At 59.3% G+C, this 24,870-nt stretch carries 28 protein-coding genes; 15 read left to right on the plus strand and 13 right to left on the minus strand.

Going from position 1 to position 24,870, the window contains the following annotated elements; genetic code table 11:
- Positions 1–112: 112 nt before the first annotated feature.
- The 5 genes from ACW9HX_RS24330 to ACW9HX_RS24350 all read right to left on the minus strand — a co-directional run bounded on the left by ACW9HX_RS24330 (position 113) and on the right by ACW9HX_RS24350 (position 2,807).
- The gene (locus ACW9HX_RS24330; protein ID WP_457382547.1) at positions 113–562 is read right to left on the minus strand and encodes a Spy/CpxP family protein refolding chaperone; all 450 of its coding nucleotides are present in this window, start codon (positions 560–562) and stop codon (positions 113–115) included.
- A 142-nt stretch (positions 563–704) separates the two neighbouring features.
- Positions 705–1,382, minus strand: a complete 678-nt coding sequence (locus tag ACW9HX_RS24335) for a response regulator transcription factor (protein ID WP_096822228.1) — start codon at positions 1,380–1,382, stop codon at positions 705–707.
- A gap of 7 nt (positions 1,383–1,389) precedes the next feature.
- Complete coding sequence (locus tag ACW9HX_RS24340) at positions 1,390–1,800, minus strand: translation initiation factor 2 (protein WP_085733793.1); 411 nt, start codon at positions 1,798–1,800, stop codon at positions 1,390–1,392.
- 109 nt (positions 1,801–1,909) lie between these two features.
- On the minus strand, positions 1,910–2,209 hold the full coding sequence (locus ACW9HX_RS24345; RefSeq protein ID WP_432218939.1) for a YciI family protein: 300 nt from the start codon (positions 2,207–2,209) through the stop codon (positions 1,910–1,912).
- 1 nt (position 2,210) lies between these two features.
- Positions 2,211–2,807: a septation protein A gene (locus ACW9HX_RS24350; RefSeq protein ID WP_085710410.1), complete on the minus strand. Its 597-nt coding sequence runs from the start codon at positions 2,805–2,807 to the stop codon at positions 2,211–2,213.
- 87 nt (positions 2,808–2,894) lie between these two features.
- Here ACW9HX_RS24350 and ACW9HX_RS24355 point away from each other — a divergent pair, with 87 nt between their 5' ends.
- The 7 genes from ACW9HX_RS24355 to ACW9HX_RS24385 all read left to right on the plus strand — a co-directional run bounded on the left by ACW9HX_RS24355 (position 2,895) and on the right by ACW9HX_RS24385 (position 10,090).
- Positions 2,895–3,758 (plus strand): PHP domain-containing protein, encoded by an 864-nt coding sequence (locus tag ACW9HX_RS24355; protein ID WP_457382548.1) that lies wholly within the window; start codon positions 2,895–2,897, stop codon positions 3,756–3,758.
- A gap of 13 nt (positions 3,759–3,771) precedes the next feature.
- On the plus strand, positions 3,772–4,401 hold the full coding sequence (locus ACW9HX_RS24360) for an L-threonylcarbamoyladenylate synthase (RefSeq protein ID WP_096822250.1): 630 nt from the start codon (positions 3,772–3,774) through the stop codon (positions 4,399–4,401).
- A 120-nt stretch (positions 4,402–4,521) separates the two neighbouring features.
- On the plus strand, positions 4,522–5,220 hold the full coding sequence (locus ACW9HX_RS24365) for a segregation and condensation protein A (RefSeq protein WP_457382562.1): 699 nt from the start codon (positions 4,522–4,524) through the stop codon (positions 5,218–5,220).
- Between the two features lie 11 nt (positions 5,221–5,231).
- A complete protein-coding gene (gene scpB, locus ACW9HX_RS24370) occupies positions 5,232–6,257 on the plus strand; it encodes an SMC-Scp complex subunit ScpB (protein WP_457382549.1) in 1,026 nt (341 codons plus the stop codon).
- Positions 6,258–6,259: 2 nt separating this feature from the next.
- Entirely contained in the window at positions 6,260–6,451 is a 192-nt protein-coding gene (locus ACW9HX_RS24375) for a DUF1289 domain-containing protein (RefSeq protein WP_457382550.1), read from the plus strand.
- Between the two features lie 155 nt (positions 6,452–6,606).
- The gene (rluB, locus tag ACW9HX_RS24380) at positions 6,607–7,824 is read left to right on the plus strand and encodes a 23S rRNA pseudouridine(2605) synthase RluB (protein ID WP_457382551.1); all 1,218 of its coding nucleotides are present in this window, start codon (positions 6,607–6,609) and stop codon (positions 7,822–7,824) included.
- A gap of 847 nt (positions 7,825–8,671) precedes the next feature.
- The gene (locus ACW9HX_RS24385) at positions 8,672–10,090 is read left to right on the plus strand and encodes an amino acid permease (RefSeq protein WP_096822220.1); all 1,419 of its coding nucleotides are present in this window, start codon (positions 8,672–8,674) and stop codon (positions 10,088–10,090) included.
- A 93-nt stretch (positions 10,091–10,183) separates the two neighbouring features.
- On the opposite strand, the gene ACW9HX_RS24390 is transcribed toward ACW9HX_RS24385, so the two are convergent.
- Positions 10,184–11,533, minus strand: coding sequence for a serine hydroxymethyltransferase (locus tag ACW9HX_RS24390; RefSeq protein ID WP_457382552.1), 1,350 nt, complete (start codon positions 11,531–11,533; stop codon positions 10,184–10,186).
- Positions 11,534–12,069: 536 nt separating this feature from the next.
- Here ACW9HX_RS24390 and ACW9HX_RS24395 point away from each other — a divergent pair.
- A complete protein-coding gene (locus ACW9HX_RS24395) occupies positions 12,070–12,669 on the plus strand; it encodes a helix-turn-helix transcriptional regulator (protein WP_457382553.1) in 600 nt (199 codons plus the stop codon).
- Positions 12,659–13,537 (plus strand): queuosine precursor transporter, encoded by an 879-nt coding sequence (locus tag ACW9HX_RS24400; protein ID WP_457382554.1) that lies wholly within the window; start codon positions 12,659–12,661, stop codon positions 13,535–13,537. Before ACW9HX_RS24395 ends, ACW9HX_RS24400 begins: the two co-directional genes overlap by 11 nt.
- 70 nt (positions 13,538–13,607) lie before the next feature.
- On the opposite strand, the gene queC is transcribed toward ACW9HX_RS24400, so the two are convergent.
- The gene (gene queC / locus ACW9HX_RS24405) at positions 13,608–14,306 is read right to left on the minus strand and encodes a 7-cyano-7-deazaguanine synthase QueC (protein ID WP_457382555.1); all 699 of its coding nucleotides are present in this window, start codon (positions 14,304–14,306) and stop codon (positions 13,608–13,610) included.
- 287 nt (positions 14,307–14,593) lie between these two features.
- Here queC and arfB point away from each other — a divergent pair, with 287 nt between their 5' ends.
- The gene (gene arfB / locus ACW9HX_RS24410; protein ID WP_457382556.1) at positions 14,594–15,007 is read left to right on the plus strand and encodes an alternative ribosome rescue aminoacyl-tRNA hydrolase ArfB; all 414 of its coding nucleotides are present in this window, start codon (positions 14,594–14,596) and stop codon (positions 15,005–15,007) included.
- Here arfB and ACW9HX_RS24415 read toward each other — a convergent pair.
- The 6 genes from ACW9HX_RS24415 to phhA form a co-directional block, all read right to left on the minus strand.
- On the minus strand, positions 15,004–16,191 hold the full coding sequence (locus tag ACW9HX_RS24415) for an MFS transporter (protein WP_457382563.1): 1,188 nt from the start codon (positions 16,189–16,191) through the stop codon (positions 15,004–15,006). The two genes, arfB and ACW9HX_RS24415, sit on opposite strands and share 4 nt — an antisense overlap.
- Before the next feature lie 95 nt (positions 16,192–16,286).
- Positions 16,287–16,469 (minus strand): hypothetical protein, encoded by a 183-nt coding sequence (locus tag ACW9HX_RS24420; RefSeq protein ID WP_065260808.1) that lies wholly within the window; start codon positions 16,467–16,469, stop codon positions 16,287–16,289.
- Between the two features lie 73 nt (positions 16,470–16,542).
- Positions 16,543–16,674 (minus strand): hypothetical protein, encoded by a 132-nt coding sequence (locus ACW9HX_RS24425; RefSeq protein WP_256574703.1) that lies wholly within the window; start codon positions 16,672–16,674, stop codon positions 16,543–16,545.
- A gap of 209 nt (positions 16,675–16,883) precedes the next feature.
- Positions 16,884–18,077 carry an amino acid aminotransferase gene (locus tag ACW9HX_RS24430; RefSeq protein ID WP_457382557.1) on the minus strand — a complete coding sequence of 398 codons (1,194 nt, stop codon included), beginning with the start codon at positions 18,075–18,077 and terminating at the stop codon, positions 16,884–16,886.
- On the minus strand, positions 18,077–18,433 hold the full coding sequence (locus ACW9HX_RS24435) for a 4a-hydroxytetrahydrobiopterin dehydratase (RefSeq protein ID WP_003222798.1): 357 nt from the start codon (positions 18,431–18,433) through the stop codon (positions 18,077–18,079). The genes ACW9HX_RS24430 and ACW9HX_RS24435 overlap by 1 nt, the downstream gene beginning before the upstream one ends.
- 117 nt (positions 18,434–18,550) lie before the next feature.
- Entirely contained in the window at positions 18,551–19,387 is an 837-nt protein-coding gene (gene phhA / locus ACW9HX_RS24440) for a phenylalanine 4-monooxygenase (RefSeq protein WP_225739972.1), read from the minus strand.
- Between the two features lie 223 nt (positions 19,388–19,610).
- Between phhA and ACW9HX_RS24445 the strand changes: the two genes are divergently transcribed.
- From ACW9HX_RS24445 to ACW9HX_RS24465, 5 genes are all read left to right on the plus strand, one after another.
- Complete coding sequence (locus ACW9HX_RS24445) at positions 19,611–21,173, plus strand: sigma-54-dependent transcriptional regulator (protein WP_085710425.1); 1,563 nt, start codon at positions 19,611–19,613, stop codon at positions 21,171–21,173.
- Positions 21,174–21,428: 255 nt separating this feature from the next.
- A complete protein-coding gene (locus ACW9HX_RS24450; protein ID WP_457382558.1) occupies positions 21,429–22,169 on the plus strand; it encodes a flagellar basal body rod protein FlgF in 741 nt (246 codons plus the stop codon).
- Positions 22,170–22,214: 45 nt separating this feature from the next.
- Positions 22,215–23,000, plus strand: a complete 786-nt coding sequence (flgG, locus tag ACW9HX_RS24455; protein WP_007958342.1) for a flagellar basal-body rod protein FlgG — start codon at positions 22,215–22,217, stop codon at positions 22,998–23,000.
- Positions 23,001–23,053: 53 nt separating this feature from the next.
- Positions 23,054–23,749: a flagellar basal body L-ring protein FlgH gene (flgH, locus tag ACW9HX_RS24460; RefSeq protein ID WP_007965503.1), complete on the plus strand. Its 696-nt coding sequence runs from the start codon at positions 23,054–23,056 to the stop codon at positions 23,747–23,749.
- 27 nt (positions 23,750–23,776) lie between these two features.
- On the plus strand, positions 23,777–24,865 hold the full coding sequence (locus tag ACW9HX_RS24465) for a flagellar basal body P-ring protein FlgI (RefSeq protein ID WP_457382564.1): 1,089 nt from the start codon (positions 23,777–23,779) through the stop codon (positions 24,863–24,865).
- Positions 24,866–24,870 lie beyond the last annotated feature (5 nt).

A 24,870-nucleotide genomic window follows, 5' to 3' on the forward strand; every position in this document is an offset into this window, starting at 1 on the left:
TCACCGATGATGTCGACTGACACTCCGCATTCGCGAGCAAGCCCGCTCCCACATCTGAATTGAGTGGCAACAGACCCGACGGTGCTTAGCCGTCGGATCCGAAGTTACTGCATTATTGCGCCTTTTGCGGCTGTTGCGCTTTCCAGGCCTTGAACTCGGCCCATTCGGCGCGACGCTCGGCCTGCTTTTTCTGGATCTCGTCGAATTTCTTCTGTTGATCCGGTTTCAGCACGGCGCGGACATCGGACTCGGCTTTCTTGTGGTTGGCCGCCATCTCGTCCTTCATGGCTTTCTGGTCGGCTGGCGAGAGTTTCTCCAGGTATTTTTCGACCGTCTGCTTACGCTCGTGCATCTGCTCGCCCATGATCTTGCGGATTTGCTCGCGTTGTTCGCGGGACAGGTCCAGTTGGCTGTACGGGCCTTTGCCGTGCATGCGGTGCATCTGACCGCCGTGGCTCCAGCCGCTGTCCGGCCCACCCATCGGGCCACCATCCTGCGGCACGGCCATGGCGACGGTTGGCAGAGCGGCAGCGAACATCAGAGCGATAAGAGTCTTGCGCATGGTGTATCTCCTTGTCTCGTTCCCGGTACGTTCCGGATGAGTCCATATTACGGAGATCAAGGTCAGCGGCGGTCAGCGCTGGGTAAAGCTTGGGTAAAGACGCTTTGTCATCAAACTGACAAAGCGCCCGCGTGCGGGGGATTCAGAGGCTGTAATAGTAGCCACGGCTGCGCAGGGCCACGATGCGTGGGCGGCCGTCGGCGTGGGGGCCGATCTTCTTGCGCAGGTTGCTGACGTGCATGTCCAGGCTGCGGTCGTACAGGGTCAGCTTGCGGCCGAGGGCGATCTGCGCCAGTTCCTGTTTGTCCAGCGGCTCGCCCGGTTGCTTGAGCAGGGCTTCGAGCAGGCGGCTTTCGGATACGGTGAGGGTGAATTCCTTCTCGTCGATGCTGACCACGCCGCGAACCGGGCTGAAACTGAGGTCACCCAGTTCCAACTGAGTCGAGACGGCGGCCGGGTGGCTGCGGCGCAGCACGGCGCGCAGACGGGCGGTGAGCTCGCGCGGGTCGCAGGGCTTGGCCAGGTAATCGTCGGCGCCCAGTTCCAGGCCGAGGATGCGATCCAGCGGCTCGCCGCGTGCCGAGAGCATCAGCACCGGCAGGTCGGGGTGGTCGTTGCGCAGTTGCTTGAGCAGTTCCAGACCGCTGCCGTCGGGGAGCATCACGTCCAGCACCACGGCGGCGGGCGCGGTTTCGGCCAATGCCTTGCGGGCGCTCTGGCCGTCGTGGCATGCACGGACCTGAAAGCCTTCCTGGCTCAGCCAACTGCTCAGGAGCTCACACAGCTCCTCGTCATCATCAATCAGTAACAGCTCGCTCATGACTCACTCAATTTAGCCATTGTCGACGTTTTCGACTTGCACCACTGGCAAAGATACCGCAGAGCAGAGCCAATAGCGCTACCCCGGCACCGGTGACGAACCATTGTTGCTGTTCGGTCAGCAGGCGTGGCAGCGGGCTGGCCTGGGCTTCCTTGAGTTGCAGCTTCAGGCGCTGGTTCTCCTGGCGCAACCGGGCAAGCTGGGCGCTTTCGCGGGTGTTGTCGGCATCCTGCAGTTGTTTGCTCAGTACTTCCCGCTGCTGCTCGCTGGCCTTCAGGCGCTGCTGCAACTCGGTGATCTGACTGCCTGCGCTCAACGAAAGCGGCGTGGAATTGCCGCTTTCGGTGCTTTCTTCACCATGGGCGGGCGCCACGATCGACAACGTGACCAACATCAGACACAACGGACCCTTGCGCATCGCGACTCCTGTTACCAAATGGATATTGGGCAGGTTGTCGGCCGGTAAACGAGAATAATGAGCGATTGAGAACGCGATGAACCGACAAGGTTCATCGCGCGGGGAAGGATTACGGCAGGACTTGCTTGAACGGCTTCACGACAACACTGGCGTAGACGCCAGCGGCGATGTACGGATCGGCATCGGCCCATGCTTGCGCGGCGCTCAGGGAGTCGAATTCGGCGACGATCAGGCTGCCGGTGAAACCCGCAGCGCCCGGATCATTGCTGTCGACGGCCGGGTGCGGACCGGCCAGGACGATACGGCCTTCGCCCTTGAGCACTTGCAGGCGTTCAAGGTGCGCCGGGCGGGCGGCGAGGCGCGCGTCCAGGGAGTTGGCGACGTCGGTGGCAATGATTGCGTAGAGCATGTCAGTCCTCGGTTTTTGGTGTTGTGGTATCGGCGTCGTGCAGGTGACGGGACAGGTAGATGCCCTGAGCGACCAGGAACAGCACGGTCAAGCCCAGGCTGCCGAACACCTTGAAGTCCACCCAGTAGTCCTGGAAGGTGAACGCGACGAACAGGTTGGCGGCGCCGCAGAACAGGAAGAAGCCGATCCAGGCGATGTTCAGGCGCGTCCAGACAGCGTCCGGCAGCGTCAGCGCGTGGCCCATGATGCGCTTGATGAGCAGGCGGTCACCGATGAAGTGGCTGCCGATGAAGGCCAGGGCGAACAGCCAGTTGACCACCGGGGCTTTCCATTTCAGGAAGGTTTCGCTGTGGAACGCCAGGGTCAGGCTGCCGAACACGAGGCAGGCGATCAGGGTCAGCCACTGACTCTTTTCCAGCTTGCGCTGCTTGATGAAGAGTGCGCCGTAGACCACCAGGGAGCTGATGATCAGCACTGCGGTGGCGCTGTAGATACCGCCAACCGTCAACTCATGACCGGCGACATCGACGGTGCGTGGATCGAGTTTGTAGACGATGAAGAACAGCAGAAGCGGGATGAAATCGATGAATTGTTTCACAGTGAGAGCCAGAAGCTGGATGTGGCGGCATAATAACAAACATATGGGCGCGCGATAGCGCCAGCTGATTTGAGGTTACACATCCCCGTGAATGTTGATTTGCACTGCCATAGCACGGCCTCCGATGGCGCCCTGGCGCCTGCGGCACTGGTTGCGCGTGCGTTCGAGAACGGCGTGCGAGTCCTGGCCCTGACCGATCACGATACCCTCGAAGGCCTCGCCGAGGCGCGCATTGCGGCCACGGAACTGGGGATGCAACTGGTCAACGGCGTCGAGTTGTCCTGCACCTGGGGCGGAGCGACCATTCATGTGCTGGGTTATGGTTTCGACGTCAACGCCGCGCCGTTGGTCGAGGCGATCGCCAGTCTGCACGATGGCCGCTGGCTACGGTCTGAAGAAATAAGCCGCAAGCTCGCCCTCAAGGGCATGCCGAATGCGCTCGACGGCGCGCGGCAGATTCAGCAGGAACTGGGTGACAGCGGCAACGCGCCGGCCCGTCCGCATTTCGCTGACTGGATGGTGCGTGAAGGTTTTGTAAAGGATCGCGCCGAGGCGTTCCGCAAATGGCTCGGCGCCGGCAAGCTGGGGGACGTCAAGCAACACTGGCCGACCCTCGAAGATACCGTCGGCACACTGCGCGCCGCCGGGGCCTGGGTCAGCCTGGCGCATCCCTGGCACTACGATTTCACGCGCAGCAAGCGCCGAAAGCTGATTGCCGACTATATTCAAGCGGGCGGGCATGCGATCGAAGTGGTCAACGGTCATCAGCCTGCGGAACAGGTGGGCAGCCTTGCGATCCTTGCCCGTGAGTTCGGTCTGCTGGTCAGCGCCGGCAGTGATTTCCATGGCCCTGGTGGCTGGTCCGAGATCGGCCAGTACCGGCCGGTGCCGGAGGACCTTCCACCCCTGTGGTGTCGGTTCAAACATGACACAGTTATTGCCGCCGTCTGAACAGGTAGAGAATGTGAGTCAATTTTTCCAGATCCATCCGGAAAACCCACAGGCGCGCCTGATCAAACAGGCCGTCGAGATCATCCGCAAGGGCGGGGTGGTGGTCTATCCCACGGACTCTTCCTACGCAATCGGTTGCCAGATCGGCGACAAGAACGGCATCGAGCGCGTTCGACGCTTGCGTCAGCTCGACGAAAAGCACAACTTCGCACTGATCTGCAGCGACCTGTCGCAACTGGGTAATTACGCCAAGATCGACACCGGGACGTTTCGGATTCTGAAAGCCCACTTGCCGGGCCCGTACACCTTCATTCTCAACGCCACCCGTGAAGTGCCACGGCTGTTGCTGCATCCGAAGAAACGCACCATCGGCCTGCGCGTGCCGAGCCATCCGATCGCTTTGGCGCTGCTCGCCGAACTGGGCGAACCGCTGATGAGCGTGACCCTGATCATGCCTGGCGATGAAGACCCGCTGAGCGATCCGTACGAAATGCGCCAGTTGCTCGAGCATCAGGTTGACCTGATTATCGACGGCGGTTTCGGCGGCATCAAAGCCTCCACCGTGATCGACCTGACGGGCGACGATCCGGAAGTGGTCCGCGTCGGTTGTGGCGATCCGGCTCCGTTCATGGTCGAGGCCTGAATGTCCGCAGTGGAAACCGTTGATCCCCAGGCCGGTGCCCAGCAGGAACTGCCGTTTGCCATGGTCTATGGCCAGGCCGTCACGGAAATGCCGCTGGACCTGTACATCCCGCCGGACGCCCTGGAAGTCTTCCTCGAAGCCTTCGAAGGCCCGCTCGACCTGCTGCTGTACCTGATTCGCAAACAGAACATCAACATCCTCGACATCCCGGTGGCGGAAATCACCCGTCAGTACATGGGCTATGTGGAGCTGATGCAGTCGGTGCGCCTGGAACTGGCCGCCGAGTACCTGGTAATGGCCGCGATGCTGGCCGAGATCAAGTCGCGGATGCTGCTGCCCCGGGCCGAAACCGTCGAAGAGGAAGAGGACGACCCGCGCGCCGAACTGATCCGCCGCCTGCAGGAATACGAACGCTTCAAGGCCGCTGCCGAAGGTATCGATGGCCTGAGCCGGGTCGGCCGCGACGTGATCGTGCCCAAGCTCGACGCCCCGCAGGTCACTGTGCGCAAGTTGCTGCCGGACGTGGCGCTGGAAGAGATATTGATGTCCATGGCCGAAGTGCTGCGCCGTGGCGACATGTTCGAAAGCCATCAGGTCAGCCGCGAGGCACTGTCCACCCGCGAGCGTATGAGCGATGTGCTGGAACGGCTCAAAGGCGCCGGGTTTGTGCCGTTCGTCGAGCTGTTCACCGCCGAGGAAGGCCGGCTCGGTGTGGTGGTGACCTTCATGGCGATCCTTGAACTGGTCAAGGAATCCTTGGTCGAGCTGGTGCAGAATGAGCCGTTCGCCGCGATCCACGTGCGAGCCCGAGCCGAATAACGAGTCTAGACATGAACCTGAGTGAACCCCGCGAGCTGGCGCCCCTGCTTGAAGCCTTTCTGTTGGCCTCGGGAAAGCCGCAAACCCTTGAACGCCTGTACGAGTTGTTCGAGGAAGGTGAACGGCCGGAACCAGCGGTCTTCAAGAAAGCCCTGACCCTGCTCGGCAAGTCCTGCGAGGGGCGGGCGTTCGAGCTCATGGAGGTTGCTTCCGGCTATCGCCTGCAGATCCGCGAGAAGTTCGCGCCATGGGTTGGCCGCTTGTGGGAAGAGCGTCCGCAGCGCTATTCCCGTGCCTTGCTGGAAACCATGGCGCTGATTGCCTATCGCCAGCCGATCACCCGCGGCGAGATCGAAGACGTGCGGGGCGTGGCGGTCAACACCAACATCGTCAAGACGCTGATGGAGCGTGAGTGGATCCGCGTCGTCGGCTATCGCGACGTGCCGGGCAAACCGGCGATGTTCGCCACCACCAAGCTGTTCCTCGATCACTTCAACCTCAAGAGCCTCGATGAGTTGCCGCCGCTGGCCGAACTGCGTGAGATCGAGCCGGATCCTGTGCTCGACTTCGACGACGCTCCAGTGCCGCCGGGCCTGCAGGAGCTGGCCGATGCCAGCGCCGAGCCGGAAGAGCCAAAGGAGGAAACCAGTTTCCACACGCTGCTGCTGGAGCTGGACAGCATGGAGGAGGGGATCAAGACCGACTTCGACGACTTGCTGCGTGATGTTGCGGATGGCGAGCCGATGCCGTCGGGGTTTGAATCCGATTCGGTCGAAGCGCCGGTCGAGGCTGAGCCTGAAGCAAAGCCGGAGGTCGATTCTGAGCCTGAATCGGAATTTGAGCCTGAGTTTGAGTCCGAGCCTGAGCAGGAAGACGATGTGCTCGGCGTGGCCGAAGCCCGGGAAAAACTGCTGGCAGCCGTCGCCCGTCTCGAACAGCCCGCACCAGAACCTGAGGAAGAACTGAGCGAAGAAGAAGCCGAGGCCCGTGCCCTGGCCGAAGCCATCGAAGCCGAACGCCGCGAGTTCGAGGATTGAGCATGAGCTCAACCAAGGATCCGTGCATCAGCCTCTGCAAGTTCAGCGATGACATCTGCCTCGGCTGTGGCCGCAGCAAGCGCGAGATCAGGGCCTGGAAGAAACTCGACAAGGACGACAAGCGCACGGTGCTGGCCGAAGCCTCGCTGCGCCTGATCAAGCTCGGAGTCACCGGTCGGCGGAAAAAGAAATAACCTTGGCTTGATCGACTAGTCTCTGATGCGCGAACGAACACATCCGCGTATGATTCGCGACCCTTCGGCGATCCCTTCGCCCGAAAAACCAGATTTCAACGCTTCGGCAGGCTCAATCCAGAGCCGCTGAACAGACCACACCGGGAGGTGCCCAGATGAGTGACAACCAGAAAGACGACCAGGAAATCGGCCCAGCAGGCGAAAAACTGCAGAAAGTCCTCGCCCGCATCGGCGTCGGCTCGCGCCGTGACGTGGAAGCGTGGATCAGCCAGGGCCGGATCAAGGTCAATGGCAAAGACGCCACCCTCGGCCTGCGCGTCGACATGCACGATGCAATCACCATTGATGGCAAGGTCATCAAACGTGAAGAGGCCGCCGAGTCGGTCCGTCGCGTGATCATGTACAACAAGCCTGATGGCGAGATCTGCACCCGTGACGACCCGGAAGGTCGTCCGACCGTGTTCGACAAGCTGCCTCGTCCGAAAGAAGGGCGCTGGATCAACATCGGTCGTCTCGACATCAACACCACCGGTCTGCTGATGTTCACCACCGACGGTGAGTTGGCCAACCGTTTGATGCACCCGTCCTACGAGATGGACCGAGAGTACGCAGTGCGTGTTCGCGGCGAAGTCGATGACGAGATGATCGAACGTCTGAAGGCCGGCGTTGTGCTGGAAGACGGCCCGGCGCGTTTTACCGACATTCAACAGGCGCCGGGCGGCGAAGGCTTCAACCACTGGTATCACTGCGTGGTGATGGAAGGCCGTAACCGTGAAGTGCGTCGTCTGTGGGAATCCCAGGGCCTGGTGGTCAGCCGCCTGAAGCGCGTGCGTTTCGGTCCGGTGTTCCTCAACTCCGACCTGCCGATGGGCCGCTGGCGCGAAATGAGCCAGTACGAAGTCGACGTGCTGAGCGCCGAAGTCGGTCTGACCCCGGTGGCCATGCCGCAACTGAACGCCAAGAGCAAAGACAAGCTCGACCGCATGCAGCGCAAGTCGTCACGCCCGATGGCCCGTACCGAGCGTGTACGCACCCTGCGTCCGGCCAATGGCGCCCCGGCGGCTGCCGGCCCGCGTCCAGTGCGTGAGCCGCAGATCGAAGGCGAGCGTCCAGGTCGCAAGCCAGCGGCACGTGATGGCGAGCGCGCTCCGCGTCCGGCCAATGGCCGCACCGAGCGGGGCGAACGTGGTGCTCCAGCCGGTCGCGGTACGCCGGTGGCGGATCGTCCAGCCGACACCAGGCGCCCGGCCAAGCCTGCACCGAAGCGTCCAGGCATCAAGCTGGCTGACGATGACAAGCCGTCGGGCAAGCGTCGTGGCGCCCCGGCCGGTTCCGGCCAGCGTCCGGGTTTCGGTCGCAAGAAGCCGGAATAAGGCAGTTGTAAGTTTCGAGCGGCAAGCTTCAAGCTGAAAACAGAAACGCCAACCTCAGGGTTGGCGTTTTTTTTTGGGACTTTTTGTTTCTTTTTCGGAGCTGCTTTTTCTTGTTTTAAAACAAAAAACTTGTCGTCTTTCAGATAGTTAGCCAGCTAACGTCAGTCGCCGGGCCCGGCTTCAATTGCTCTGGAGTGGAAACTTTACGTTACGCGCTGTCAGTTAATATTTACGAAAAAGCCCTCGTTCTCCCGTGAATCGGGTGGCTTTGCCTGACTGTAAGGAAAATCTGCCGAAGCCACGCCCGCCGGGCCTTGCGCAGCGCTCTGGCGCGCTTGTTTCAGGTTCGTTAGAGAGGTGAGATGCGCCCCATGCCTGTCGTGCAGGTGCATAACAAGAAGGAGGCGCAATGAACGCCGATATCCATTTTCACTTCTCCACGTGGGGCGGATTTTCCATCGTCCACGCCGATGGCCTGCAAAGGCCTGACTCAATTTTTGCAGCCGCCCGAGCCTCTCGAGGCGGACACACGCAATCCCGGCAACCGACACGCTGATCCAGCGGGGTCTGGCAGCAGGGGGTTAGCGGTGTACAATGCGCCGTGTTTTAACTGTGACCCTCTGCGTAATCGCGCATACCTCAAGGCTATCCGCCTTGTTCACTCCGTCGCGTCACGAGCGTGTCGGGTTCGATTTCGTCACAGATAAAAACAAACAGGTGACGCATGACCGTTGTAAAAAAGCTGAATTCCTGGTGCCTGCGCTGGGGTTTGATCAAGGTTGGTTGAAATCGCAACCTTGCAGCAACGTCTACTGAACATCATCAAACCTTGCGTGAGACCTTTTTCATGAGTGGACAAAACTCGCAATCAGGCGAGCTGAAACGCGGCCTGAAAAATCGCCATATTCAACTGATCGCCCTCGGTGGCGCGATCGGTACCGGGTTGTTCCTCGGCTCGGCCGGTGTGCTGAAATCCGCCGGCCCGTCGATGATCCTCGGCTATGCCATCTGCGGCTTCATCGCTTTCATGATCATGCGCCAGCTCGGCGAGATGATTGTCGAAGAGCCGGTCGCCGGCTCCTTCAGCCACTTTGCGCACAAGTACTGGGGCGGCTTCGCCGGTTTCCTGTCGGGCTGGAACTGCTGGATCCTGTACATCCTGGTAGGCATGTCGGAGCTGACTGCGGTCGGCAAGTACATCCACTACTGGGCGCCGGAGATCCCGAGCTGGGTCACCGCGGCCGCGTTCTTCGTGCTGATCAACGCGATCAACCTGGCCAATGTCAAAGTCTTCGGTGAGGCCGAGTTCTGGTTCGCGATCATCAAGGTCGTGGCGATCGTCGGCATGATTGCCCTGGGCAGCTATCTGCTGGTCAGCGGCCATGGCGGCCCGCAGGCGTCGGTCAGCAACCTGTGGTCCCACGGCGGCTTCTTCCCGAATGGCGTCAGCGGACTGGTGATGGCCATGGCGATCATCATGTTCTCCTTCGGTGGTCTGGAAATGCTCGGTTTCACAGCAGCCGAAGCCGACAAGCCGAAAACCGTGATCCCGAAAGCGATCAACCAGGTGATCTACCGGATCCTGATTTTCTACATCGGCGCACTGGTGATCCTGCTGTCGCTGACCCCATGGGACAGCCTGCTGGAAACCCTCAACGCGTCGGGCGACTCCTACAGTGGCAGCCCGTTCGTGCAGGTGTTCTCGATGCTCGGCAGCAGCACCGCCGCGCACATCCTCAACTTCGTGGTGTTGACCGCCGCGCTGTCGGTGTACAACAGCGGCACCTACTGCAACAGCCGCATGTTGCTGGGCATGGCCGAGCAGGGTGATGCGCCGAAAGGCCTGGCGAAGATCGACAAGCGCGGCGTGCCGGTGCGTTCGATTCTGGCTTCGGCAGCGGTAACGCTGGTGGCCGTGCTGCTCAACTACCTGATCCCGCAACACGCGCTGGAACTGCTGATGTCGCTGGTGGTTGCAACGCTGGTGATCAACTGGGCGATGATCAGCTTCTCGCACTTCAAGTTCCGCCAGCACATGAACAAGACTAACCAGAAGCCGCTGTTCAAGGCGCTGTGGTACCCGTACGGCAACTACATCTGCCTGGCGTTCGTGGCGTTCATTCTGGGTGTGATGTTGCTGATCCCGGGCATCCAGATCTCGGTGTATGCGATTCCGGTGTGGGTCGTGTTCATGTGGGTCTGCTACGTGATCAAGAACAAGCGTGGTGCGCAGCAAGCGCTGTCTGCAGCAGGCGCTTCCAAGTAAGCGACTCTGCAAAAGCCAAAAAAGCCCGGCCAAGTGCCGGGCTTTTGGTTTCTGCAGAGTCTGGACGCTTCCTTAGGTGGGCCCCTTAGGGTGCTACGCGTAGTCTGCGATGGGATAGCGCGTACACATTGCTTCAGTTTCCAAGCGGAATTGTTCCTTCAGCGCGGGTTCCAGCGTGTAGTCCTGCTCGCTGAGCGGTGTCACGTTGTCCAGAATCCGGCAAATCAGATCGACAATCTGCCGACATCCCCGGGCGTCGATGTGGCGTTGCGCGATGGAGCCGGTGCCGATACGCAACCCACTGGTCACGAGGGATGATCGGGTTTCGCCGGGGACGCGGTGTTTGTTCACGATGATCCCGCAGTGCTCCAGCGCTGACTCCGCAATGACGCCGGTGATCCCGCTGCGCAGCCGCAGCAGAACCGCGTGGTTTTCACTGCGTCCACCGACGACCTCGTAGTCGTGCGCCTGAAACGCACTGGCGAGCTCATCGGCCGTGCTCCGGATCCGCGCCATGTAGGTGTCGAACTCGGCCGACCTTGCATAGCCCAGTGCCGCAGCCTTGGCCGCGATCATGTTGACGGCCGGAGCGCCCTGCATTCCGGGGAAAACGGCTTGATCGAGGGCGCGGCTGAAGGTCGTCCGCAAGCCGGGTACCTTGGTGTTCGCGTCTCGGCCAGACAGAATGAGGCCGCCGCGTGGGCCCATGAGCTGTTTGTGCGTGCAGGTCGTGGTGACGTGTGCGACGTCGATCGGACTCGGGTGTCGCCCGGTGGCAACCAGTCCGGCGATGTGGGAAATATCAGCCAGCAGGATGGCTCCGGCCTCATCGGCTATCTCGCGAAACCGTTCGAAATCCACAACCCGCGAATAAGCGGTGGCGCAGCACATGATGATGCGTGGGCGATGGTCGAGTGCCAGTCTGCGTACTTTGTCGTAATCGATCAGGCCTTCGGCGGTCGTACCGTACTGAATTGCCTTGTAGTGGTCGCCCGAGAACGCGGCGGTGTTGCCATGGGTGAGATGACCTCCGTGTTCGACGGCCATTCCCAGCAGCGTATCCCCCGGCTCAAGCAGGCCGGTGAGCACCTGGTAGTTGGCGTTCGACGCCGAGTGTGATTGCACGTTGGCGTACTGGGCGCCGAACAGCTCTCGAGCTCTTCGGATGGCCAGCGACTCGACCCGGGTGACGTTCTCGCATCCTGCGTTATAGCGTCTGCCAGGCATGCCCTCGGCCGTCACGTTGACCAGCGCCGACGCCGATGCCACCAAGGTGCGAGGCTTGACTGCGCAGGCGGAGGAGACCAGTGAGAGAGTTCGGTGTTGACGCGTGACTTCAGCGTCCAGGATCTGCGCCAGTTCGGCATCTTCTGCTCGGAGATCCGTCAGGCCGCGTCGCAATAAGTCGGCCTGGTTCGTGTGCTGTTCAGTAATGGCTGGCATTGTCTGTATTCCTTCCCTGATTTTGCGTGTGCGTACCTACGTCCATGTTTTGCCAAACGCTATACAGGCGGATCCGTGTTCTGGCGTCGATGCGCGCAAAACTAAAGCCTGTATAAGCAGCCAGTTTTCATGACCTCTGCTGGTTACTGTGAGGAGGGTATTGCCGGATGCATCATAGATTTTTTGCTTGGGAACGCCACAAAATTAATCAGAAAAATGAACATTGTTCAAATAAAATGATTCTTTTTGTCGAGCTGAAGGGTGTAAAACTGCAGGTCGGCGAGCCTGGCTTTCCAGGTGTTGCGGGTTACGAAAGGGAAAACTAACAAGTCAGTTCAGACTGCAAAGTGATTTCGCAGGTCAGGCTCCCGGGGTGTTCGTCACCTGACTTTTAGTCACTCAAGGATGGAGGATGCTATGATCGCGCGCGGCTTTGATACGGATGCAACTGTAATTACCCACTTGACTTGAGTGACCCATAAGTGAGCACTCGGGTGTGATGTCAATTGCAGTTATAAATGGACGGTAAGTATTTCATGCACAGAAAAGAAAGATCGGAGAATCTGAAAAACAACATCAAGTACTTGATAAAAAGTCGTGGTGAGACGCAGCTGTCCTTGTGCAACTCCAGTGGCCTGACCAGAACCACTATCTATAATATTCTCGAAGGGAAGGTGGTCAACGTACAGCAATCCACGGTTCGCAAGATTTCTGATTTTTTCGGCGTTTCTTATGAGGAAATAGAAACGATTGATTTTGAAGAAAAGGAGATAATTGAAAGCAGTATTTCTCCGCAGGGGAATATGAATCCGGCGGCAGTGCCTATCATAAAAGAAAGCCTGGTTATCCAGAGTCTGGATAAAAGGATAGGCGAGTTGGCCACGATTTACCCGTTGACTTATTATTTCGGCACCTCCTTCAATTTGATAGGCGTGCTGCTGGAAAACGAGATCAATGGTTTGCATGAGCCAGGCGATCTATTGATCGTGCAGAAAGGTTCGTCGACCGGCGACAGGGAAAAGCTGGTGTATGACAAGATCACAAACAGGCTGCTTATAATCAAAGAGATCGGCGTTGCTACGGATCGCATTTGTGTTGTCGGGGATATAATCGAGGAACGATTTAATGGGTTGTAGTGTTGAAATGGAAAACAGCAAGTACAAGCTATTGGGGTTTGAAAATGGAAAAAGCCTGGCTGTTATCATGGTCATTGCGACCGGCAAGATTATTAAAATAAAACTGAGTGAAGTGTTGAATAGTGAGATTATGGATAATCTGAACAAGATAGAAGTCAAAAACCTGTACAAGAAATTTTATTCCCAGGGAGGGACGCTCACCGCCTATGATCTGAATGATCGTCATGAGAGTTCCTGGATGATCTATATCATTCTGAACCTCATGCTGTTTACGCTGTATATCTTTACCAGCATCGCTGCGACCAAACCGATCTATCTGGAATACTTTGATATTATCGTAACGCCGGGCACCTTTCTTTATCCGTTGACCTTTCTGATCGTCGATTTGTTGAATGAGACGTTCGGTCTCAGGCTTGCGCGAAAAGCGATTCTCTTTGCTTTTATCAGCAACGCGGCCATCATTATCTTGCTGGCCATCACCACTCATCTCCCCGGGCTGCCGGGCTGGAAACTCGACGGGCCTTACAATGATGTGATCAGCCAGTTGTCTTCTGTCCTGGTAGCCTCTTCTGTGTCATTTCTGGTTTCCGAGAACATCAACTCGTATTTGTTGTGCAAGATCAAGGAGCTCACAAACTCCAGGTTCCTGTTCTTGCGCGTGTTTTTAAGTACGTTGTTTGCGGTGATCATCGACAGCTTTCTTTTCTGCTTCATCGCGTTTTATGGCGCGATGGAAACCAGCGCGATACTGAACATGATCTACGTTCAGATTGCGATAAAGGTAGGCTTCGCTTTCTTTAATGTCTTGCCTGCTTATGGGGCAAGGGCATTGTTCAAGAAGTACCTGACTGGCGGTCAGGCGCAATAATGCAGGATGGCGCTCGCCGGGTGTGTCGTTGCTGTCATACCCGGTGAGCGCTTGATGTGTCGTTGAATACTCAGTTCAAATTCAGTTTTTCTTTCAAGCTATGCGCAACCTGATCTTTGTTATTCAGGAACTCATTGAGGCCTTTGGCGCGAAGATTACACGCATCGCAATTGGCGCAGCCGTTACCTTTAATGCCGTTGTAGCAGGTCAGTGTCTTGTCGCGAATAAACTCCAGCCGATTATGGTAATCAGCCAGCGCCCAGGTTTCCGCTTTGTTCAGCCACATCAGCGGAGTGTCCAGGGTCAATTTATAATCCATACCCAGTTCAAGGGCTTTGTTCAGTGCCTTGACAAAGTCATCTCGGCAATCCGGGTAGCCAGAGAAGTCTGTTTCGCAAACACCGGTAATGACGGTCTTGGCCTGCACCTGGTACGCATAAATAGAAGCCAGGGTCAAAAACAGGATGTTCCTGCCCGGCACAAATGTACTCGGCAGGCTTTCTCCTGAACTATTAATGGTCGGGACCGGGATGTTGTCGCGCGTCAGGCTGCTGATGGCCAGTTCATTCAGCAGCGACACGTCCATGGTTTTGTGTACGGTCACACCAAGTTCTTTTGCCAGTTGCTGTGCAACTTCAATTTCTGCGCGATGGCGCTGGCCATAGTCAAATGTGATGCAGTGAACTTCATCGTAGTGGGTCAAGGCATGGATCAAGCAGGTTGTTGAATCCTGTCCGCCGCTAAAAACGATAACTGCTTTATTGCTCATGCTTATGCTTCCTGCATTGATAGGGTAAGTACAATGTTTTAAACAGGAGTCGGGAGAGTTCACGCCTCTGTCGCTCATCGCTGTGGCGATATTCTACGGAGTGGGGAGCACAATGGCACTGATTAATGCCCCGATGTTGGCTGTCTTTTTCCCCAGGCGTTTTCCCGTTTTGCCAGATGGCCACGGTGTATAGTGAAAAAAACGCGACACTGAAAGTGCACCCAAGGCCCTGATAACAAGGGTCGTTATCGATACAGCGGGACGTCAGGCTTCACGATGAGAATGCAATGCTGAAGATTTCCAATAACGTGCATCTGCCGGATGCCGAGATCGAACTGACTGCCATCCGCGCCCAAGGGGCCGGCGGGCAGAACGTCAACAAGGTCTCCAGCGCCGTGCACCTGCGCTTCGATATTCCCGCCTCGTCCTTGCCCGAGTTCTACAAGGAGCGTCTGCTCGCGCTGCGCGACAGTCGCATCACCAGCGACGGTGTGTTGATCATCAAGGCCCAGCAATACCGCACGCAGGAACAGAATCGTGCCGATGCACTGGAGCGTCTCACCGAGCTGATTCTCAGCGCCACCAAGGTCGAAAAGAAACGCCGTCCAACCAAGCCGACGCTGGGTTCGAAGACTCGTCGGCTGGAGTCGAAGACCAAGCGTGGCAGCATCAAGGCCGGGCGGGGCAAGGTGGATTTCTAGTCTTCGCGGTACTTCGATGTGTGGCGGTACAGATAGACGCTCAACGCCAGGCCGCTCAGCGCAGCGATAGCGGCGAACAGGAAGATCGAGGCAAAACCGAATCCCGCCGCAATCGCCCCGGCCAGTGGGCCGGTGATCCCCAGCGACAGATCGATGAACAACGAATAGGCGCCAACCGCTGCGCCACGACTGGAAGCCGGCACCAGGTTCACCGCTTCCACGCCCAGCGCCGGGAAAACCAGCGAGAAGCCGAAACCGCTCAGGGCTGCCCCCGCCAATGCCCAGTGCGCATCCGGCGCCAGCCATAACAACAGCAAGCCCAGTGTTTCCACCGACAGACAGGCAATCGCCACGCGAAAGCCACCGAGGCGATTGATCAGGTTGCCGAACAGCAGTCGCGCGCCGATGAAACTGGCACCAAACAGACTCAGGCACAACACCGCGTTGTCCCAATGCCGGGTGGCGTAATACAGGGTGATGAAGGTGGCAATGGTGCCGAAACCGATCGAGCCCAGCGCCAGTCCGCAGCCGTGGGGGAAGACGCGCCCCAGCACGTGCATGAACGGCAAACGCTCGCCGGCGACAATCGGCGCGGCGGTTTTCGGCCAGGCCAGCAGCAGGCCCAGGGTTGCAAGCAACAGAATGCTGACGCCCATGCTCCAGAGACCGAAACGGCTGACCAGCCACACGCCCAGCGGCGCACCGATCGCCAGCGCGCCATAACTGGCGATGCCGTTCCACGAGATGACTTTGGCCGTATTGGCCGCGCCGACGCGGCCGATGCCCCAGCCGATAGATCCGGAGCCGACAAGGCTTTCCGCACTGCCCAGCACCAGACGACCAATGAACAGGCTGATCAGGCTGAGCATCGGCAGGTTGGGCGTCCAGGCTGAAATCAGCATGAACACACCGCTCAACCCGCAACCGGCCAGACCAATCATCACCGCACGCTTGCTTCCCTGGTTGTCGATGATCTTGCCGGCGTACGGGCGGCTGAGCAGGGTGGCGAGGTATTGCACGCTGATCACCAGGCCGGCAATGACCGCGCCGAAGCCCAGGTCGCTATGGACATAACCAGGCAGCACGGCCAGCGGAATGCCGATATTGAGGTAGCCGATGAAGGTGAAGAGGACGATGGAAACGACTTGCAGCGTGACCGCCAGGGGGCGCTGGGGTTCTGGCATAGAGGACGACATGGGTAACGATCCACGGGGAGAGCAGAATAGATAGGCTGCTCATGATACCGGCGTGGACGAATCTGCGGCGGGGAAAAGTAAAACTATTTGGCCGGGGCGACCAGTTGCGTGGTGACCAGTGCGGCCAGCGCATTTTCTTCGCTGCCGAAACGGGCGAGCAGGGCGGCCTGTTTCTCGGGCGAGAGGCGGCTCCAGATCTCGATCATCTTCTCGGTGGCGCCGATGAGGATTTCAGCCTGTTGTTCGTTGAAGGATTCGTCGGTCATGGCGGGCTCGGTTTCAGGCAGTGTGGAAAGCGCATGTTAGCGCTTTCCACACGGTCTGTACGGCGGGTGTTACTTACTCCTCGCTGTCGGCCGGACGGCTTTCGGCGGCTTCTTTCGGCTCGGGCTGTTGGGCACCGGCTTGTTGCGTGGTCGTCTGCTCAGGTACGTGCAGGCTTGGGAAGGGGAGATTGGGAATCTCGTGCATGGTTGCGCTCCTCGCTAAGTCTGTTGATAGATCTGGTAGATCCGCGCTTTCAGAAAGCCTGCGAAGGATACAGCAGTAAAAATGACAAACTGATTTTTAATTCCGCTTGTTGCGACGGGCGGGATTGTCTAGACAAGTGCGACAGGGTGACGCGGGGCAAATTTGCTTGATCGTTCCCACGCGGAGCGTGGGAACGATCACGGAGGGGGTTATTTGCAGACGTTGGCGATCGCTTCGGCCAGCAGGTCGAGACGCGTCGCATCAATCCCGGCGACGTTGGCCCGGCCCGAGCTGACCATGTACACGCTGTGATGCTCCCGCAGGTTTTTCACTTGTTCCGGCGACAGGCCGGTGTAGGAGAACATCCCGCGTTGCACGCCAATGTGTGCAAAGCGCTCGCGCAGGCCGTGGGGTTCCAGTGCTTCCACCAGGCCACTGCGCAACTGGGCGATGCGCAGACGCATGGCTTCCACTTCGTCGGCCCAGCGGCGTTTCAGCTCCGGGTCGGCGAGGATCGTGGCGACCACAGCCGCACCGTGATCCGGCGGAGTCGACCACAAGTTGCGGGCGATGTGCGCCAGTTGGCTGCGGATGTCGATGAGCTTGTCAGCGGTTTTCGCGCAGACGATCAGCGCACCGGTGCGGTCGCGGTACAGGCCGAAGTTCTTCGAGCAGGAACTGGTGATCAGCAGTTCTGGCAACTCGGCGGCGAACAGCCGGGTTGACCAAGCGTCCTGCTCCAGGCCATCGCCAAAGCCCTGGTAGGCAAAGTCGATCAGTGGCAGCAGATCGCGGCGGCGCACCACGTCCAGCACTCGGTGCCAGTCGTCGTGGCTCAGGTCAAAACCGGTCGGGTTGTGGCAGCACGCGTGCAGCAGCACCACATCACCTTTTGGCACTTCGTTGAGCACGGCGAGCATCGCATCGACGTCGAGGCGATTGTCGCTGCCGACGTACGGGTAATGGCTGATCTTGACCCCGGCTGCCGCGAAAATCGTTTCGTGGATCGGCCAGGTCGGGTTGCTCAGCCACACGCCTTTGCCCGGCAGGCATTGCGCGATGAAGTCTGCTGCCAGACGCAGGGCGCCTGTGCCGCCCGGGGTCTGGGTGGCGCCGGCGCGTTGCTCGGCGATCAGTGCCGAATCGGCACCGAGCACCAGCTCATTGATCACCTTGCCGAACAGTGGATTGCCGTGGCCACCGATGTAGGTCTTGGTGTCCTGGCTCTCGACCAGACGCGCCTCGGCGATTTTCACCGCTTCGGGAATCGGCGTCAGGCCCTGGGCATCCTTGTAGACGCCCACGCCGAGGTCGAACTTGCGCGGGTTGGGGTCCTGTGCGTAGGCCTCCATCAGGCCGAGGATCGGGTCGCCGGGCACCCGGCCGATGGCGTCGAAGTGCATTACTTGCGTCCTTCTGCGGTCTTGGCCACTTCGTCAGTGCGCGCGGCCATGATGAAGTCGTTGCGGTGCAGGCCTTTGATCGAGTGGCTCCACCAGGTCACGGTGACTTTGCCCCATTCGGTCAGCAGGCCCGGGTGGTGACCTTCGGCCTCGGAGATCTCGCCGACGGCGTTGGTGAAAGCCAGCGCGTGCTTGAAATTCTTGAACAGGAAGACTTTTTCCAGCTGCATGATGCTGTCACGCACTTCGATGTTCCAGTCAGGGATCTGCTTGATCAGGATCGGCAGTTCTTCATCGCTGACTTGTGGGGCATCGGCACGGCACGCTTCGCAATGGGCTTGGTTCAAAGTGGACATGGTTTGATTCCTGAGATCGGATGTCTTTTTTATAAGAGCTGTTACGGTCGTCAATGTCGTCACGCTAAACCAAAGCCGCGACGACTGACAGACTCACTTGTAAGTAAAAGCCACGGTTCACGCAGCTTTTGGTTTCGGCGGAAATTTCGGTGCGTGCAGACCCAGCTGCATGCCTTGCTTGACCATGCCCATGATGTCTTCGTGGGCGAGGTCGAACAGGCGCTTGAGGTTCGGCAGGACAAAGTACAGCGGTTGCAGAATGTCGATGCGGTACGGCGTGCGCATCGCTTCCAGCGGATCGAAGGCCTGATGCTCAGGTTCGTCCGACAGCGAGTAAACGGTTTCTTTTGGCGAGGACAGGATGCCGCCGCCGTAGATGCGTTTGCCCTGCGGGGTGTCGACCAGGCCGAACTCGATGGTCATCCAGTACAGGCGCGCCAGATAAACGCGTTCTTCCTTGGTCGCTTGCAGGCCGAGCTTGCCATAGGTGTGGGTGAATTCGGCGAACCACGGGTTGGTCAGCAGCGGGCAGTGACCAAAGATCTCGTGGAAAATGTCCGGCTCTTGCAGGTAGTCCAGTTCTTCACGGGTGCGAATGAACGTGGCCACCGGAAACTGCTTGCTGGCGAGCAATTCGAAAAAGGTCTGGAACGGAATCAGCGCCGGGACGCGGGCGACCTGCCAACCGGTGGTCTCGCCGAGCACCTTGTTGATCTCGCCCAGTTGCGGGATGCGGTCGTGGGGCAGACCGAGTTTTTCGATACCGTCCAGGTATTCCTGGCACGCCCGACCCTCGATCACTTTCAACTGGCGGGTGATCAGCGTGTTCCACACCGCGTGTTCTTCGGCGGGGTAGTCGATAAAACCTTGCGCATCGGGCTCGCGGGCCACGTATTGCGTCTGCTTCATACTGCTCTCCTGCGAGGGGAATTCGTTCTTGTTATGTCCTGCCATGGACTGAGAAATACCTCAGGGCGTGCCGTGATGCAGCAGGTTGATGCTGGCTCGAGTAGGAAAAGTCTCTTTAATTTGTAAATTTATCGTTACGCTTTGTGCGATAAGTCGTGATTACGGTGATTGGCAGGTTTGAAATGGCCGGTGTCTGTCACATAATCTTGACGACTATCTTGCGGGCGGCAGAGAAAAATCCGCCTCTTTACCTGTATCGGGCCTTTATATGCGTATCAAAGTCCACTGCCAGAACCGCATCGGCATCCTGCGCGACATCCTCAATCTGCTGGTGGAGTACGGGATCAACGTCGCTCGCGGCGAGGTCGGTGGTGAACACGGCAACGCGATCTATTTGCATTGCCCGAACCTGATCAATCTGCAGTTCCAGGCATTGCGGCCGAAGTTCGAAGCCATCGCCGGGGTGTTCGGCGTGAAGCGGGTAGGGCTGATGCCCAGTGAACGCCGACACATGGAGCTGAATGCATTGCTCGGGGCGCTGGAGTTTCCGGTGCTGTCGATCGACATGGGCGGCTCCATCGTTGCCGCCAACCGTGCGGCGGCGCAGTTGCTTGGCGTGCGGGTCGACGAAGTGCCGGGGATTCCACTGTCGCGTTACGCCGAGGATTTCGATTTGCCGGAGCTGGTGCGCGCCAACAAGTCGCGAATCAACGGCATGCGGGTCAAGGTCAAGGGCGACATCTTTCTGGCCGACATCGCCCCGTTGCAATCGGAGCACGATGACAGCGAAGCCATGGCCGGTGCGGTACTGACGCTGCACCGGGCGGATCGGGTCGGCGAACGCATCTATAACGTGCGCAAGCAAGAGTTGCGCGGCTTCGACAGCATCTTCCAAAGCTCGAAAGTGATGGCTGCAGTGGTGCGCGAAGCCCGGCGCATGGCGCCGCTGGATGCGCCCTTATTGATTGAAGGCGAAACCGGCACTGGCAAGGAATTGCTGGCGCGGGCCTGTCACCTGGCGAGCCCGCGCGGTCAGTCGCCGTTGATGGCGCTCAACTGCGCAGGGCTGCCTGAGTCGATGGCCGAGACCGAGTTGTTCGGCTACGGCCCCGGTGCCTTCGAAGGGGCGCGGGCTGAAGGCAAGCTCGGGCTGCTGGAGCTGACGGCGGGCGGCACGTTGTTCCTCGATGGTGTCGGCGAAATGAGCCCACGCTTGCAGGTGAAATTGCTGCGCTTCCTGCAGGACGGTTGCTTCCGTCGTGTGGGCAGTGATGAAGAGGTTTACCTGGATGTGCGCGTGATCTGCGCCACCCAGGTCGACCTGTCCGAGTTGTGCGCCCGTGGCGAGTTTCGCCAGGATTTGTATCACCGCCTCAACGTGCTTTCGCTGCACATCCCGCCCCTGCGTGAATGCCTCGACGGTTTGACGCCACTGGTGGAGCACTTCCTTGATCAGGCCAGTCGGCAGATCGGTTGCCCGTTGCCGAAACTGGCACCGGCGGCGATGGACCGACTCAGTCATTACCATTGGCCGGGCAACGTCAGGCAGTTGGAGAACGTACTGTTCCAGGCGGTTTCGCTGTGTGATGGCGGGACGGTCAAGGCTGAGCATATTCGTCTGCCGGACTATGGCGTGCGTCAGCCGCTTGGCGACTTCTCGCTGGAAGGAGGGCTCGACGAGATTGTCGGGCGCTTCGAGAAAGCGGTGCTGGAGCGCTTGTATTCCGAGCATCCGAGCAGTCGGCAACTGGGCAAGCGGCTCGGCGTTTCCCATACGACCATCGCCAACAAGCTGCGTGAGTACGAAGTCGGCAAAGACGCGTCCGAGTGATCACCACCAGCTTGATCGTTCCCATGCTCTGCGTGGGAACGATCAGTGATCGCTGATAGAGGTCGGGCGTTTGCCGCCAAGCGGCATGACACCGCCGGTTTTTCGACTTCGATACATTTCAAATTTCCCCTCACTATCCTCCAAGTCCTTTGTTTATCGGCTCGTTGGCCGCCAGAAAAAAGTTGGTCTGCAAATTGCTTGTGGCTCAGCAGTACAGCGGTGGGCGGCAAACGTCCGGCATGCAGAGGAAAGAGTGTGGACAAGTACCTTTATGTGGCAATGACCGGCGCCAGCCAGAACGCACTGGCGCAAAAGGCTCATGCCAACAACCTGGCGAACATCTCCACCAATGGTTTTCAGCGCGACCTGGAGCAGGCGCGTTCGATGCCGGTGTTTGGTGACAGCTTTCCGGCGCGTGCGTTTGCCATGAGCGAGCGGCCCGCCACCGACTTCACCGCCGGTTCCCTGGTGGAAACCGGTCGTGACCTCGATGTCGCCGTGACCGGCAACGGTTTCATTGCCGTGCAAAACCCTAACGGCGGTGAAAGCTACGTGCGCACCGGCAGCCTGAACATCGACGCCCTGGGCGTTTTGCGCGCCGGCAACGGCATGCCGGTCATGGGCAATGGCGGGCCGATTGCCGTGCCGCCAGAGCAGCAAGTGGAAGTCGGTGAAGACGGCACCATCAGCATCCGTGCGATGGGCGAGGGCCCGCGCGTCATGGCTGAAGTCGACCGGATCAAGCTGGTCAACCCGGACATCAAGAACATGAACAAGGGCCTGGACGGTTCGATCTACACCAAGGACGGCCAGCCTGCGCCGGCCGATGCCAACGTCAAACTGGTGTCGGGTTTCCTGGAGTCGAGCAACGTCAATGCCGTGGAAGAGATGACGTCGGTGCTGGCCCTGGCCAAGCAGTTCGAGTTGCACGTCAAGATGATGAACACCGCCAAAGACGACGACCAGGCCATGGCTCGGGTCTTGCAGATCAGCTAATTATCAGAACGTCGCGCCGTAAAACAGGCGCACGAGGAGAATCGAATGCTTCCGGCTCTATGGGTTGCCAAAACCGGTCTGTCCGCCCAGGACACCAACCTGACCACCATTTCCAACAACCTGGCGAACGTGTCGACCACGGGTTTCAAACGTGACCGCGCCGAGTTCCAGGACCTGCTGTACCAGATCAAGCGTCAGCCAGGCGCCCAGTCGACCCAGGACAGCGAACTGCCGTCGGGTCTGCAAGTGGGTACCGGTGTGCGCATCGTCGGCACCCAGAAGAACTTCACCGCCGGTAGCCTGCAAACCACCGAGCAGCCGCTGGATATGGCCATCGACGGCCGTGGTTTCTTCCAGATCCTGCAGCCGGACGGCACCACGTCCTACACCCGTGACGGTACTTTCCACCTCGACTCCAATGGCCAGATCGTCAACGCCAGTGGTTTCGCCCTGGAACCGGCGATTGTCATTCCGAACAATGCCCAGACCTTCACCGTCGGCCGTGACGGCACTGTGTCGATCACCGTCGCCGGCAACGCCGCGTCCCAAGTGATCGGCAACCTGCAAACCGCCGACTTCATCAACCCGGCCGGTCTGCAGGCCGTGGGCAACAACCTGTTCCTGGAAACCGCCGCTTCCGGTGCGCCGCAAGTCGGTACACCGGGCCTGAACGGTTTCGGCACCACCCTGCAGAACACCCTGGAAACCTCCAACGTCAGCACCGTGGAAGAGATGGTCAACATGATCACCACTCAGCGTGCTTACGAGATGAACTCCAAGGTGATCTCCACCGCCGACCAGATGCTCTCGTTCGTAACGCAGAATCTGTAATCAAGTCTATGAGGCGGCCATGAGGCCGCCTGCAACACCGTGAGGTAAGGGTCATGAAACGCTTCGTATCTGTTCTGGCATTGGGTGGGGTGGTCTCGCTCGCGGGCTGCGTCGCTCCGACGCCCAAGCCCAATGACCCTTACTACGCTCCGGTGTTGCCGCGTACGCCGTTGCCGGCGGCCGCCAACAACGGCTCGATCTATCAGGCCGGTTTCGAACAGAACCTGTACAGCGACCGCAAAGCGTTCCGGGTCGGTGACATCATCACCATCACCCTGAACGAGAAGACTCAGGCCAGCAAGAACGCCAACTCGCAGGTGGCCAAGAACAGCAAGACCGGCATCGGCCTGACTTCGTTGTTCGGCGGCAGCGGCACTACCAACAACCCGTTGGGTGGCAATGATCTGAGCCTGGACGTCGGCTACAGCGGCGACCGTGCGACCAAGGGCGACAGCAAGGCAGCGCAGGGCAACACCCTGACCGGTTCGATCACCGTGACCGTGGCCGATGTGCTGCCCAACGGCATCATCGCCGTGCGTGGCGAGAAGTGGATGACCCTCAACACCGGTGACGAGCTGGTGCGGATCGCAGGTCTGGTGCGTGCCGATGACATTGCAACCGACAACACCGTGTCGTCGACCCGTGTCGCCGATGCGCGCATCACCTACTCGGGCACCGGTTCGTTTGCCGATGCGAGTCAGCCAGGCTGGTTCGACCGTTTCTTCCTCAGCCCGCTGTTCCCTTTCTAGGTGGCTAAGTTGAATTTCAGAAGCCTCATGGTGGCCGCGTTTTTGTTGTCGGCGGCCTTCAATGCACAAGCCGAACGGTTGAAGGATATCGCCAGCATCTCTGGCGTGCGTTCCAACCAGTTGATCGGCTATGGCCTGGTGGTCGGGCTCAACGGCACCGGCGACCAGACGACGCAAACCCCGTTCACCCTGCAGACCTTCAACAACATGCTCTCGCAGTTCGGCATCAAGGTGCCGCCGGGATCGGGCAACGTGCAGTTGAAAAACGTCGCGGCGGTATCGGTGAGTGCCGATCTGCCGGCGTTCGCCAAACCGGGTCAGCAGGTCGACATCACCGTTTCGTCCATCGGTAACTCCAAGAGCCTGCGCGGCGGCACCCTGTTGCTGACCCCGCTCAAGGGTATCGACGGCAACGTCTACGCCATCGCCCAGGGCAACCTGGTGGTCGGCGGTTTCGACGCCGAAGGTCGCGACGGTTCGAAGATCACCGTCAACGTTCCGTCGGCCGGTCGCATCCCGGGCGGTGCATCGGTCGAGCGTTCGGTGCCGAGCGGTTTCAACCAGGGCAACAGCCTGACACTGAACCTCAATCGTTCCGACTTCACCACCGCCAAGCGCATCGTCGACAAGATCAACGACATGCTCGGCCCTGGCGTTGCTCAGGCCATCGACGGCGGTTCGATCCGCGTCACTGCGCCGCTCGATCCGAGCCAGCGTGTCGACTACCTGTCGATCCTGGAAAACCTCGAAGTCGACCCGGGTCAGGCGGTAGCGAAAGTCATCATCAACTCGCGTACCGGCACCATCGTCATCGGCCAGAACGTGAAAGTTTCGCCGGCTGCCGTGACCCACGGCAGCCTGACCGTGACCATCACCGAAGACCCGATCGTCAGCCAGCCGGGCCCGCTGTCCAATGGTCAGACGGCCGTGGTGCCGCGCTCGCGTGTGAATGCTCAGCAGGAAGCCAAGCCGATGTTCAAGTTCGGCCCGGGCACCACCCTCGACGAGATTGTGCGTGCGGTGAACCAGGTCGGCGCGGCACCGGGTGACCTGATGGCGATTCTCGAAGCACTGAAGCAGGCCGGCGCGTTGCAAGCCGACCTGATCGTGATCTGAGGACG

This window comes from Pseudomonas sp. SDO52101_S400, assembly GCF_054071635.1.